The organism is Pseudomonadales bacterium (assembly GCA_024234165.1).
In the GTDB taxonomy this organism is placed as follows: Bacteria; Pseudomonadota; Gammaproteobacteria; order Pseudomonadales; family UBA5518; genus UBA5518.
Genome location: JACKOP010000002.1, coordinates 308306 through 321478, shown reverse-complemented (window position 1 = coordinate 321478; position 13173 = coordinate 308306). Strand labels below are relative to the sequence as shown.

General features: G+C 62.7%; 9 protein-coding genes. 8 read left to right on the top strand and 1 reads right to left on the bottom strand.

Features of this window, described 5'->3' with window-relative positions:
* Positions 1-67: 67 nt before the first annotated feature.
* The 4 genes from H7A12_07180 to pgl are packed head-to-tail and all read left to right on the top strand — an operon-like array spanning position 68 to position 5074.
* Positions 68-1435 (top strand): phosphotransferase family protein, encoded by a 1368-nt coding sequence (locus H7A12_07180; GenBank protein ID MCP5320592.1) that lies wholly within the window; start codon positions 68-70, stop codon positions 1433-1435.
* Positions 1435-2847 carry an NADP-dependent phosphogluconate dehydrogenase gene (gene gndA / locus H7A12_07175; GenBank protein ID MCP5320591.1) on the top strand — a complete coding sequence of 471 codons (1413 nt, stop codon included), beginning with the start codon at positions 1435-1437 and terminating at the stop codon, positions 2845-2847. Before H7A12_07180 ends, gndA begins: the two co-directional genes overlap by 1 nt.
* Positions 2847-4373, top strand: a complete 1527-nt coding sequence (gene zwf / locus H7A12_07170; protein ID MCP5320590.1) for a glucose-6-phosphate dehydrogenase — start codon at positions 2847-2849, stop codon at positions 4371-4373. Before gndA ends, zwf begins: the two co-directional genes overlap by 1 nt.
* Before the next feature lie 2 nt (positions 4374-4375).
* Positions 4376-5074, top strand: coding sequence for a 6-phosphogluconolactonase (gene pgl, locus H7A12_07165; protein MCP5320589.1), 699 nt, complete (start codon positions 4376-4378; stop codon positions 5072-5074).
* A gap of 225 nt (positions 5075-5299) precedes the next feature.
* On the opposite strand, the gene H7A12_07160 is transcribed toward pgl, so the two are convergent.
* Entirely contained in the window at positions 5300-6280 is a 981-nt protein-coding gene (locus tag H7A12_07160; protein MCP5320588.1) for a hydroxymethylglutaryl-CoA lyase, read from the bottom strand.
* A 191-nt stretch (positions 6281-6471) separates the two neighbouring features.
* Here H7A12_07160 and H7A12_07155 point away from each other — a divergent pair, with 191 nt between their 5' ends.
* From H7A12_07155 to H7A12_07140, 4 genes are all read left to right on the top strand, one after another.
* Complete coding sequence (locus tag H7A12_07155) at positions 6472-7494, top strand: glycosyl hydrolase (GenBank protein MCP5320587.1); 1023 nt, start codon at positions 6472-6474, stop codon at positions 7492-7494.
* 51 nt (positions 7495-7545) lie between these two features.
* On the top strand, positions 7546-9894 hold the full coding sequence (locus H7A12_07150; GenBank protein MCP5320586.1) for an MMPL family transporter: 2349 nt from the start codon (positions 7546-7548) through the stop codon (positions 9892-9894).
* 159 nt (positions 9895-10053) lie between these two features.
* Positions 10054-11601 carry a hypothetical protein gene (locus H7A12_07145; GenBank protein ID MCP5320585.1) on the top strand — a complete coding sequence of 516 codons (1548 nt, stop codon included), beginning with the start codon at positions 10054-10056 and terminating at the stop codon, positions 11599-11601.
* Positions 11602-11636: 35 nt separating this feature from the next.
* Positions 11637-13022, top strand: coding sequence for a DUF1329 domain-containing protein (locus H7A12_07140; GenBank protein ID MCP5320584.1), 1386 nt, complete (start codon positions 11637-11639; stop codon positions 13020-13022).
* The last annotated feature ends 151 nt before the right edge of the window (positions 13023-13173 follow it).

The following is a 13173-nucleotide window of genomic DNA, read 5'->3' as shown; positions in this document are numbered from 1 at the left end:
CCCCGCGCGTGCCATGCCGGGTGACGCACGGACTGGCCCCACGGCGAGCGATGACGGGGATGATGCGATGGGTGGCGCAGAGCAGACGGCGGAACAGAAGATCACGGCGTGGCTGCACGCGCACGTGGGTGGCCGTGTGCTTGGCATCGAACGCCAGACGCGCTGGCGTCCGGTGTGGTTCGTCGATCTGGAGCGTGACGGCGAACGGTTCGCGCTGTGCGTGCGCGGCGAGCGTACCGACATGCCGATGGTGTTCCCGCTCGATCACGAGATGCGCTTCCAGTCACTGCTGCACGGGTTCGGCATTCCAGTGGCACGCGTGTACGGCTGGATCGAGGATCCGTGCGCCTACGTGATGGATTGCGTTGGCGGATCCGAGGATTTCGCTGCGGCAAGCGAAGAGGAGCGGCGCGCAGTCGTCGATCATTACCTGCAGATCCTGGCGGCGCTGCATGCGTTGCCGCTTGATCCATTCGTGGCTGCCGGTGTCCGCCGTGCCGCCACGCCGGACGAGGCAGGGCGCATCGGCATTCTCCGCTACGAGGAAATCTTCAGGGCACGCAAGACACACCCTGAACCGTTCATGGAATTCTGTCTCGGCTGGCTGAAGCGCAACTGGCCGGATACGCGCGGGCGTGAGGCAGCGGTGCTGTGGGACGGCGGTCAGTTCCACCACGCTGACGGGCGCGTGCTCGCTGTGCTGGATCTGGAGCTCGGCCACATTGGCGATCCGATGATGGACCTCGCCGGCTGGCGTATCCGCGACACCGTGATCGGTTACGGCGACTTCGAGGCGCTCTACGCGCGCTACGCCGAACTGAGTGGCCGAGCGGTCGACATGGACGCGATCCGTGTCTACTACTTCGCGTTCACGCTGACCAATCACCTTGCACTCGGCGCGACGCTGCGTGATCCACCGCCAGGGTCGGACGTGATGATCAATCTGCGCTGGTGTTCGGAGACCGATCTGTTCGCGGTCGAGGCGCTGGCAGAGATCCTCGACATCCATTTGCCGGCAGTGGAGACGCCGGTTGCATGGACGAGTCCGGTTGCCGGACGCTATGCGCATCTGTTGCGTTCGTTGCGTGAATTGCCCAACGCAGACGCCTGGCACGATCACCAGCTCCATGTGGCATTCCGTCTGGTACGGCATCTGCAGCGCCACGACGAGATCGGGCAGCAGTTGCTGGATGCCGATCTCGATGAGCTTGCGCTGCTGCTCGGCACGCGCCCCGCGAGCTGGCAGGAAGGCGAAGCGGCGCTCGAACGTTTCGTGCTCGATGATGCCGCCAGCGGACGCCACGACCGCGAGCTGGTGCCGTTGTTCTACCGCATGAACCGGCGTGCACAGTTGCTGCTGGGGCCAGACGGCTCGGCGATGACGCGTCACTTTCCTGCACAACGTCTTGGTCGCAACACCGGGAGGGTCAACTGATGTCGAAGGCGCGCGAATTCGAGCTCGGAATGATCGGGCTTGGCACCATGGGAATGAATCTGCTGCTCAATCTGGCCGATCACGGTCACTCGGTCGCCGGCTACGCGCGCAATCCCGCGCAGGTGGAAAGATTGCGTGCATTGCCGGCCGACAACATCCAGGGTTTCGACGATCTGGCGCACTTCGTCGCCGCGTTGCGACGACCACGGGTGGTGCTGTTGCTGGTGCCCGCGGGGGCGGTCGTGGATACGGTCGTTGCTGGACTCCGTCCGCTGCTCAAGCGCGGCGACTTCATCGTCGATGCGGGCAACAGTTTCTATCGTGACACCATGCGACGCATCGACGAACTGGCGCCGGACGGTATCGAGTTCGTCGGCATGGGTGTCTCGGGCGGAGAAAGCGGTGCGCGTCACGGGCCGAGCATGATGCCGGGTGGCAGTGAAAATTCGTGGCGTCGCCTGCGCCTGGTGCTCGAAAGTGCGGCGGCGCGTGCCGGCGATGACCCTTGCGTGGCACTGATGGGTGCAGGTGCCGCAGGCCATTACGTGAAGATGATCCACAACGGGATCGAATACGCGTTGATGCAGATGCTCGCCGAGTGCTATGACCTGATGCGCCGCCGGCTCGGCATGAATAACGACGAGATGGCCAGCGAGTTCGCACGCTGGAACGCGGGAAGACTGCGAAGCTACCTGGTCGAGATCACCGTGGAAGTATTGCGCACGCCGGATCCGGAGGGTGGTGGGGCGTTGATCGATGCCGTGCTCGATCGTGCGAAGGCCAAGGGTACCGGCAAGTGGAGCTCGCAGGACGCGATGGATCTGGGCGTGCCGGTTCCGGCGATCGATGCTGCCGTGACCGCGCGGTCGTTGTCGGCGTACAAGGCACAGCGCGAGCAGCTCGCTCCGCTTTACTCCTCGCCCGTCGTGTCCACGGCGGATCGGGTCATTGTGCTGAAGGCACTCGAGGATGCGTATTACTCTGGCGCCTGGATTGCCTACGCCCAGGGTCTGGGGCAGATTGCACACGCGTCGGCGGAATACGGCTTTGGCACCGACCTGGCGACGGTCGCCCGTATCTGGCGGGCAGGTTGCATCATCCGCGCGGCGATCCTCGATCCGATGGCAGCCGCGCTTGCAGCAGACCCTGCAGCAGCGAGTCTGCTATGTGCACCGGTCGTGGTGCAGGCGTTGAACGCTGGCGTCGCGGGGCTGCGTGCGACGCTGTGCGAGGCAATCGCCGCTGGCCTCCCCGTGCCGGCACTGGCGGCGGCACTCGCGTATTTCGACGGCATGCGCAGCGCCCGCCTGCCGGCAAACCTGATCCAGGGGCAACGTGATCATTTCGGTGCGCATACCTACGAGCGTATCGACCGTGAGGGAGTGTTCCATTCTGCATGGGGGGTATCGTGATGTTGAAGCTGCAACCGGTGGTGGTGGTGATCTTCGGAGCAACGGGGGATCTCACCCGGCGCAAGCTGCTGCCTGCGCTCTACAACCTGTACCTCGACGGGCAGATGCCCGAAAGGTTTCTGGTGCTCGGCGTGGCTCGACGCGGCGACCAGGATGCGTTTCGCGCCGACATGGAACGTGCCATCGCCAGTCACTCGCGACGCGGTGCGGCCGATCCTGCCGAGTGGAGCAAATTTGCCTCGCGTATCGAATACCACGTCGGCGGTTTCGACGAGGAAGCGAGCTATGCGGCACTCGCAGCCCGCGTTGCACGCGCGGAAACGGAGTTCGGCGCTCCGTGCGCGCGTGTGTTCTACCTGTCGACGCCGCCCGATGTGTTCGGGTGTATCGCGGCCGGACTCGGTGCGGCAGGGCTGGGCAACGGCAACCCGTTGAACCGGATCGTGATCGAAAAGCCTTTCGGTCACGATCTTGCCTCGTCCGAGGCATTGGATGCGGCGCTGCGCGTGGTGTTCGACGAAAACCAGATCTATCGCATCGATCATTATCTGGGCAAGGAGACGGTGCAGAACATCATTGCGCTGCGGTTTGCGAATGCGATGTTCGAGCCGATCTGGAACCGGCGCTACGTCGATCATGTGCAGATCACGGTTGCCGAGTCCGACGGAGTCGGTACCCGAGGTGGGTATTACGATGACTCGGGAGCCCTGCGCGACATGGTGCAGAACCACTTGCTGCAGCTGCTGTGCCTGGTCGCGATGGAGCCGCTGGTGAACTACGAGGCCGAGGAGTTGCGCAACAAGAAGGTCGACGTGCTGAAAGCCGTGCGCGAAGTGCAGTTCGATGCGCCGTATCCCTGCGCGGTGCGCGGACAGTATGGGCCCGGCAGCATCGACGGAAGGACGATTCGCGGCTATCGCCAGGAGCGTGGTGTGGACGCAAACTCCTACACCGAGACCTACGCCGCACTCGAGCTGTATATCGACAACTGGCGCTGGCACGGTGTGCCTTTCTACCTGCGTACCGGCAAGCGCATGCCGCGCAAGCTGTCGCAAGTGGCGATCTTCTTCCGTCCGGTACCGCATCGCATGTTTCCGACGCGGGCAGCCGACATCCTCGAATCGAACCACCTGCTGATCGGCATCCAGCCCAAGGAAGAAATCGTGCTCGGCTTTCATGCCAAGGCGCCGGGTTCCGGCATGAAGCTGAGTGCAGTGAGCATGGACTTCAATTACGACGAAGCCTTCCATGTACCGTCGCGCGAGGCCTACGAGACGCTGCTGCTGGAGATCATCGAGGGCTCGACGACGCTGTTCATGCGCGCAGACCAGGAGCGGGCCGCATGGGAGATCGTCGAACCCGTGCTCGAGGTCTGGCGTGAAAGCCCGTCGATGAGCATGCCGAACTACGCGGCTGGCACCTGGGGGCCGGTCAGTGCCGACATGCTGCTGGTGCGCAATGCGCGCAGCTGGTACAACCCGATGCCGGTGATAGCCGCCGACAGTGTGCGGGGCGAGGAGGGCTGAAGGTGCGCCTGCACGTATTCGACTCGCCCGACGCGCTGGCCGCGCGGGTTGCACAGCGTTTGGTTGCGTCGGCGCGTCGCGCCATTGCCGCGCGTGGAGAATTCGCGGTAGCCCTCTCGGGCGGCAGCACACCGCGCGCGCTTTACCAGCAGCTCGCGCACCGCAATCTCGACTGGAGTCGCATCGCGGTCTACTGGAGCGACGAGCGCTTCGTGCCGCGTGACAGTGCGCTGAGCAACGAGTCAATGGCGCGCGCGGCGCTGCTTGATCGCGTCGCAGCGCCACGGGTGTTTCCGATGGTCTGTGCCGGCAGTGCAGCGGCGAGTGCAGAGTGCTACGAACGCTGCCTGCCCGAGCGACTGGACCTGGTGCTGCTCGGACTCGGCGCCGACGGCCATACCGCCTCGCTGTTCCCCGGAGATGCTGCGCTGCACGAGCGCACGCGCAAGGTGACGGTGGGGCGTGGCCCCGATCCGGCACCGTGGCGTATCACGCTGAGCGTGCCGTACATCAACCGTGCACGCGCCGTCTGGTTTCTGGTTGCCGGTGCGGACAAGACCGACGCGCTGGCGCGCGTGCTGCATGGACCCGAAGATCCCGAACGCACGCCGGCACAGGCGGTTGCCCGTCACGCACGGCGCGTGACGCTGTACGTCGATCGTGCCGCCGCTGGAGACGGCGGGAAACTTCCCGCACCGTAGTTGCGACGGTCGAGCGGGCACCTGTAGAGCGTGTCGTAAAATGCCGCGAAGCGTGGGGCGATGCCTTTGCATCGGGGGCGTGTGCCGCAGGGATGCGGCACTCGAGTCTGCAGGGATGCATTTACGACGTCCCACCGGTGCAAAGGCATCGTCCCGCGCTGCTCGCATCGACGATCGGAGGCTTTTGCGACAGCCTTTGTAGCTCGGCGCAGGAGTTGGCAATGGTCATACGCCGGGACGGCTGCGTCGGCGCGCCAACGTAGTATGCGACGCGGGCTGGCGCCCGAGCTGTGCGCTGATCCAGACGGCGCAATCGAGCAGCGCATCGAGATCGATACCGGTTTCGATGCCGAGTCCTGCGAGCAGGTACGCGAGGTCTTCCGTTGCGACGTTGCCGGACGCACCGGGTGCGTACGGACATCCGCCCAGACCCGCGACCGAGGCGTCGAACACGCTGACACCACACTGCAACGCGGCAAAGACGTTCGCGATCGCCATCCCGTAGGTGTCGTGAAAATGCCCGGCCAGATGCTCCACCGGAATGCGGGCGGCTACGCACTCGATCAGTCTCCGTGTCGCGACCGGAGTGCCGACGCCGATGGTATCGCCGAGGCTCACCTCGTGGCAGCCGCTCTCGTAGAGAGCGCTGGCGACGTCGCGGACGCGCTCGGGAGCGACCGCGCCTTCGTATGGACAACCGAGCACGCACGATACGTAGCCACGCACCCGGACTCCCGCGTGGCGAGCCGCATCCATGACCGGTGCGAAGCGTGCCAGCGATGCGGCGATCGAGCAGTTCACGTTGTGCTGCGAGAAGCTCTCGCTGGCGGCGGTGAACACGGCGACCTCGGTGGCGCCGGCTGCCAGCGCCGCGTCGAAGCCGGTGAGGTTCGGTGTCAGTACCGGGTACGTGATGCCGGGTGCGCGGTCGAGGGATCGCAGCAGTTGCGCCGCATCGGCCATCTGCGGAACCCGTTTCGGTGAAACGAAGGCGGTCGCTTCGATATGGCGCAGGCCAGCCGCCGCGAGTCGTTCGATCAGTTCGCGCTTGATCGTGGTGGGAACGAAGTCGGGCTCGTTCTGCAGCCCGTCGCGCGGACCGACTTCGACCACGCGTACTCCCACGGGCAGCGCCAGCGGCGTGCATGCGCGGCTGTGTCCGTCGTCGCTGCTATCGTCATTCACTGTATGTCGTTCCCGCTGCATGCTGCGCCGTCGCGCGGATCTTAGCCGAGCCTGGGACCAGCGCATCTGGTCAATGCCATGCGCACGGTGAGTCAATGTTTTGTGCGTCTCGAGTCATTGTAGGGCTGTGACCGAAAATGGCACTTTTACACATATTGGACCGAGGTTGTCTTCAACCCATACGAATCAGGCCCGGCAATAACATGAGAATGATGTCCAGCTTGAAGGGGATCGCGTCGACCGTCACGCCGTGGGCGGTCATCCTGTTGCTGATCTATCTGGCGCTGTTCACCCATCCTGCCGTGAACAGCAATGTGGTCATCCCGCCACCGATATCGGTGCTCGACCGCTTCTACGGCGTGGCGGAACCGAGCCAGGATCAACTGTGGCTGGTGGGAAGCTTCGGGAAGATCATCAAGAGCAGCGACGGGGGGCGGAGCTGGACCATTCAGCGTACCGGCGGTGACATCAACCTGCAGGCCGTGGCGACGTGGGACGCATCCACGGCGGTTGCCGTCGGTGATGACGCCTCGATGCTCGTGACGCAGGACGGCGGCACGACCTGGGAGACGCGCAGCAGTGACGCGATTCCCGCGAACATCAAGCTGATGGACGTGGGCGTATTCCCCGACGGCCAGGCGTGGGCGGTTGGTGATCGTGGCACCATTCTGCGTTCGGATGATCGCGGTGCAACGTGGCGTCTGATGCGCGAACGTGAGGACGTTGGCCTGCAAGGCTTCACGAAGGTGGGGAGCCGAGTCTGGGTGGTTGGCGAGTTCGGCACGATCCTCCACTCGGAAGACGATGGTGCGAGCTGGGAAACGCAGGACTCGGGCACCGGCAGTTACCTCAGCGCCGTGGCCTTCCGCGATCCGGACAACGGACTCGTGGTCGGGCTGGACGGGGCGATCCTCGCAACGGCTGACGGTGGCGCCACCTGGACGCCGATCCGGACCTCGGAGCACAACCACTATTTCGCTGTGGCCTGGGATGGTTCGCACTGGTTCCTGAGCGGTGCCAACGGGTTGATTGCAGCGGCGGATGCCGCGGCCACCAACTGGGACGTCAGACAGCTCGGAAAGAACGATTTTTCGTGGCACACGCATGTGCTGCGCAGAGCGGATGGCTGGTTGCTGGCAGGGTCGAGCGTCGGCATCTACGACGATGGCACCTGGCGTGTGATGGTTACCGACGCAGACGGTCAGGTCGAACAGGCGGCGCCTGCCGTTCCCTGAGTTCGGGAATCGGGCGGGTTGCGGTCGGAACTGGATAAAAAAGAGGAAACCATGGGTGATACCTTGACTGCCAGGCTCGCCGCGTTCTGCATTCGCAGACGCTGGGTGTTCCTGATCGTGCTCACTGCGCTCACGCTGGTCTTCGCCTACTTCGCTGCGCATATCCGGATCAAGACCGTTTTCTCGGATTTCGAGCCTACCGGCCATCCCTGGGTGGAGATCAACAACCAGTACGCAAGCTCCTTTGGCGGCGCCAACATGGTCAGCATCATGGTGGCTGCGCGCGAAGGCACGATCTTCACGCCCGAGATCCTGAAGACGATTCGCAAGCTGACCAACGACCTGCGCAAGGTGCACGGCGTCAATTCGGCCAGCATCACGTCGCTCGCGTCGAAGAAGCTCTCGACGGTCGTCAGCACCAGCGACAGTCTGGAGTCCGTGCCGCTGATGTGGCCGGACATCCCGAAGACGCCCGAAGGCATCGAGCAACTGCGCGATCGCGTGATCCAGAACTCGCTGGTGTACGGCAACTACGTCGCCAAGGATCTGGCGTCGGCGCTGATCACCGTCGATTTCTATGACCAGATGGTCGACAGCGAGCAGATATTCGGCCAGATCAACGATCTGATCGCGAAACATGCAGGGCCTGAAGTCAAGGTCTACATGGTCGGGCAGCCAATTCTGGTCGGCTGGGTCGGCTACTATCTGCCCGAGACGGGCCTGATTGCGCTGCTTACCCTGGGGCTGCTGACAGCGCTGCTGTTTCTCCTGAATCGCTCGTATCGCGGGACCTTCCTGCCGCTGGTGTCCGGAGCCGTGAGTGCCATCTGGGCACTCGGCATCGGCGAATTGCTGGGCTTCAACCTCGATCCCCTGATCGCCGTGGTGGCCTTGCTGATCACGGCGCGATCCGTTTCGCACGCGGTACAGTTGGTGACGCGTTTCGACGACATCAATGCACTCGGACAAGGGCTTTCGGCTGGCGAAGCGGCGGAACGTAGTCTGCGGGAGATGTTTCGCCCCGGCAGTGTAGGGGTGCTGGCCGATGCAGCCGCCATCCTGGTGGTGCTGCTGACTCCCATCCCGTTCCTGCAGAAGGTTTCGATCATCGGAGCCATCTGGGTAGGCACGATCTTCGTGTCCGCGGTGCTGCTGACGCCGGTGCTGCTGTCGTTCGTGAAGACCACGGGAAAGTTTGCGCATCCGCTGGATCTGGCGCCGCTGATGCACCGTATTCTCGATGGCTGCCTGCGGATATGCACCGGACGCACGTCGCGCTGGGTGGTCGTGGGCGTATCGGGTGTGCTGTTCGCCGTATCGCTGTTCTACGCGTTTCGTGTCAGCGTCGGTGACCTGCATCCCGGCTCGCCGATCCTGCACCAGGATTCGGTCTACAACGTTGCCTCGTCGACGATCAACGCGAACTATCCCGGTTCCGACAAGATGTTCATCGTCGCGCAGGGCAAGGACAAGGGTGCGATCACCGAACCCGAGGTGCTGCGTACCATGGCGCTGCTCGAGCGGCAGATGACCAGCCAGCCCGAAGTCGGCGGATCGAACTCGATCGTCGGCGCCATCGCCTCGACCAACCAGGCACTGCATGGAGGCAACCCGCGCTATTACCAGATTGCCGGCACCGCGGAGGACAACGCCCAGTTCCTGTACCTGAACTTCAGCCACGCCGACGCGAGCGAGGTCGAGCAGTTGACTGATCTGAATTACCAGAATGCGGTCATCAATCTGTTCTTCTATGACCACAAGGGCGACACCATCCGCACGATGATTCACCAGCTCAGTGAATTCATCGATGAACATCCGATGGAGCATGCAGAGTTCAAGCTGGCCGGCGGTTTCATCGGCGTGCTGGCGGCGGCCAACGACGTGTTGCTGCGCGGGCAGATCGAGGCCATTGCGCTTGGCCTGCTGGTGGTCGTGCTGTGCTCGATGGTCGTGTATCGCTCGACGGTGGCCGGACTGTATTTCATGGTGCCGGTGATACTGTCCAACACGGTGACCTTCGCCTACATGACCTTCGAGCATATCGGTCTCAGCATCAACACGATTCCGGTGGTGGCACTGGGCATCGGGCTGGGCGTGGACTATTCGTTCTACATCGCCGATGGCATCCGCGAGGAAGTCCTGCAGCACGGCAATGTGTTCAAGGCGATGAAGGATTCGATGAACAGTGCAGGGCGCGGCGTGCTGGTCACCGGTACCGTGCTGGTGGTAACGATCGTGATCTGGATCTTCTCGTCGCTGCGCTTTCAGGCGGACATGGCCCGGATGATCGCGCTGTGGCTGACGGTATCGGCGGTCAGTGCGCTGATCATCATGCCGACGCTGGCTTATCTGTTCAAACCGCGTTTCATTTTCGGTGACCTGAAGGCGCACCATCAGTGAACGAGGCAAGTGACGACAGGGCATGAGTGTTGTGAGTGCACGCTGACTTGTGGTACACGCAACGAGGCAAGTCCGGTTTGCAGTGCAATCACGGGATGTTTCAGCAGTTCGAGAACCGGCAGCGCGGCAAGGCTGCCCATAAAACGTGGAGGTAGGGAGATGAGCACGAGCTTGAAGTCACGCTTGAAGCGTCATGGTCTGCGTGTGGGTGTTTCGGCGCTGGCCCTGGCGATGACACCGGTGGTGAATGCACTCGAACTGGGGGGCGGCTGGAACCTGCACGGCTGGGCCCGGCAGTACCTGAGCTGGAACGCCGACCGCGTACAGAAGCCGGATCCAAGGGGGCATTACGAATACGACCGCTGGGATCTGTCGATGAACCGCCAGTCGCTGTATTTCGACGTTCAGGGGCCGACGGGGGAGCTGAACTGGGTGATCCGTACCCGCTTCAGCAACGATGAGCTCACCAAGTACGAGAAATCGCTGCAGCGCTGGACGAAGTTCTATGGTGCACCCGCGGATTTCCGCAAGGAGTATCGCGAAGCGGACGTTCGCGAGCTGTTCTTCGACTGGGCGCCCAATGACCGTCTGGCTTTCCGTATCGGACGCCAGCAGGTTGTGTGGGGCGAAACCGACTTCTTCCACGCCACCGACGTGATCCACGGCTCCGACCTGCGCTGGCGCAAGTTCCTGAACGCGAGCAGCGAGGAAGTGCGCAAGCCGCTGATCATGATCAATACCGAAATCAACTTCCCGACGGTGGATGGCTCGCTGCAGTTGTTGCTTCGCCCCGGGCTCGACGACGCGACGCAGCTTGGCAACGACGACCCGACCTTCGGTGGACGCTGGTCGAACGCGATGGCCAAGGGCATCAACCTGGCCAGCATCGAACACGGCGGCATCGCCAAGAACAACTTCGACTTCAAGGGCCATGGAGTCGATGCAGATTCGAAGGATCCACACTACGGTTTCCGCTGGAAGGGTGAATCCCTGTTCGGCAAGCCGATCACCTACGCGTTCAGCTACTACCACGGCGTCGGCGGCGGTTTCCAGGATCCCATCCTGATCACCGATTTCGACCATCCCAAGCACGGCAACCCGCTGCAGTTCATCCTGCCGGAGACCGATACCGTCGGTGCGTCCATTTCGGGCTTCATTCCGTCGATCGACGCGGTCTACCGCGCAGAGATCGCCTATACGCCGGACCGGCCGATGTCGCGGCTCGCCAACGACGGCTCGCTGCCCATCGTCAAGGAGGATATGTTCAATTACGTCTTCGGTCTGGACATGAATCCCCGGCTGCAGGACGTGCTGGGCACCTCGAACGCGAGCCTGCTGTCGATCCAGATCTTCGATTGGCACATACCCGATGCGGACAAGAAGGACCGGGTAATACGCTTTGACGGCAGCGGCTATTACAAGACGCACAACGTCATTGGTACGGTCGTGTTCAGCAACCCGTTCATGGGCGACAACCTCAACGCCACGCTGGTACTCATGCACGACTTCACCTACAAGGGCGGCATGATCATTCCATCCGTGGAGTACCAGTACCAGGCAAACTGGCGCTTCAAGCTCGAGTACGACCATGCCTTTGGTGGCGAAACCACGAGAATGGTTGGCGGTTTCCCGCCTGATGACGCCAGCATCTTCGGTGCGTTGAAGGACGACGATCAGTTGGTTCTGTACATCACCTACCAGTTCTGAACCGATGCGAACCGGGTTTTTCCAGGAGTAGAGACATGAAACTGAAAACATTGATGCAGAGCGGATTGACGGCACTGGCCGGGGCAGCGCTCGCTGCGGGGTCGGCCGCGATCCTCGCGAAGGAGTTGCCCGAAGGCACGGTCATCAGTGCCGACAATCTGGATGCGATTGCCGATGACACCTTCGAGGGTCACAAGATCAGGGATCTGCTCACCGGGCCGCTCGAGGAGCAGGTGCGCAAGTACGGACTCAAGATGCCGCTCGAACACTCGAGTGAGGTGAAGTTCGGCAACGAGTGGGAGCAGGCGACGAAGGCGAATGCCGGCAAGGCCAGCATCGCAGCCGACGGCAGCATCAAGGGTTATGCCGGCGCCGGCGTGCCGTTCCCGATGGACCAGATCCGCGCCGATGATCCGCAGTGCGGCCAGAAGCTGGTGTGGAACTACTACTACGCGGCACCGACGATCACGAACAGCTGGGCTGCAACCGGCGAGGTATTCATCCTCGACGCCAAGGCTGGTGTGGTGAACAACTTTGTAGCGCAGAACGTCGTCATGAAGTGGGACGGTCGCTACGGGGACACACCTACGCTGCCGGGCCTGCCGAACGAGCACGCACGCTTCGTACTGGTGCTGACGGCACCTTACGACATCGCGGGGATCGGCGTGTTGAACCGCCAGTACAGCGATGCCAAGGAAGACGAAGGTTATGTGTATGTGCGCGCGATGCGGCGTACGCGGCGCACCCCGGGCGGCAAGTCGTGGATCGATCCGCAGCCGAAGATGAACCTGCTGAACGACGACAGCCAGGGTCTGCAGGCAAACCCGATGTGGTACAGCAACTGGAAGTGCGTTGCCGAGCGTCATGTGCTCGAGGTCGTCGACATGCCGGACCTCAACTACGCCAACAAGCTGCATGACATCAACAACTGGGTCGATGTGAAGAACCCGCCGCACTGGAACTACATCAATACCCGATACCAGCCGCGCAAGGTGTTCGTCGTCGAGGGAACGCCTCCCGACTATCACCCCTACGGCAAGAAGGTGCTGTACATGGAAGCCAGCGCACCGTTCTTCTATCACGGCGAGTTCTACGACAAGAAGGACACCCTGTGGAAGATCTGGCACACGCGCTACGCACCGTACTGGAATGGTGATTGCAAAGGGCAGCCGAACCTCGGCAATTTCAATACGCTGACAATCGATGTGCAGGCGCAGCGTACGACGTACATCAACCAGACGATCAACGCACACGATTGCTTCGATCCAAGCTTCCTGGATCCCAGCATCCTGCAGCGTGCCGCCACCGGCGAGATGCAGGCGCAGATGGACGCGGTGCACAAGGCGTACATGAGCCGGCCAGCCCTGCCCCAATACCAGGCCGCGAAGGAAGCCTGGCTGAAGGAGCATCCTGCCAAATGAGTTCTGGTCTCTGAACCAGGACGGGGCGCAATGAATGATCGTGGCGGGGTTGCGGGTGGACGCAACCCCGCCACGGTTGTCCTGGGCCTGCGCCTGCGCCAACGAAAAGGGCCGTGTTTTCTTCGTCTTCCTCTGTCATGATGGTCGCCCG

Bases quoted from the DNA above. Each gene is read 5' to 3' on its own strand.
- zwf (MCP5320590.1), top strand. From the start codon at position 2,847: ATGTTGAAGCTGCAACCGGTGGTGGTGGTGATCTTCGGAGCAACGGGG.
- gndA (MCP5320591.1), top strand. From the start codon at position 1,435: ATGTCGAAGGCGCGCGAATTCGAGCTCGGAATGATCGGGCTTGGCACC.
- H7A12_07140 (MCP5320584.1), top strand. From the start codon at position 11,637: ATGAAACTGAAAACATTGATGCAGAGCGGATTGACGGCACTGGCCGGG.
- H7A12_07150 (MCP5320586.1), top strand. From the start codon at position 7,546: ATGGGTGATACCTTGACTGCCAGGCTCGCCGCGTTCTGCATTCGCAGA.
- H7A12_07160 (MCP5320588.1), bottom strand. From the start codon at position 6,280: ATGCAGCGGGAACGACATACAGTGAATGACGATAGCAGCGACGACGGA.
- H7A12_07155 (MCP5320587.1), top strand. From the start codon at position 6,472: ATGTCCAGCTTGAAGGGGATCGCGTCGACCGTCACGCCGTGGGCGGTC.
- H7A12_07145 (MCP5320585.1), top strand. From the start codon at position 10,054: ATGAGCACGAGCTTGAAGTCACGCTTGAAGCGTCATGGTCTGCGTGTG.
- H7A12_07180 (MCP5320592.1), top strand. From the start codon at position 68: ATGGGTGGCGCAGAGCAGACGGCGGAACAGAAGATCACGGCGTGGCTG.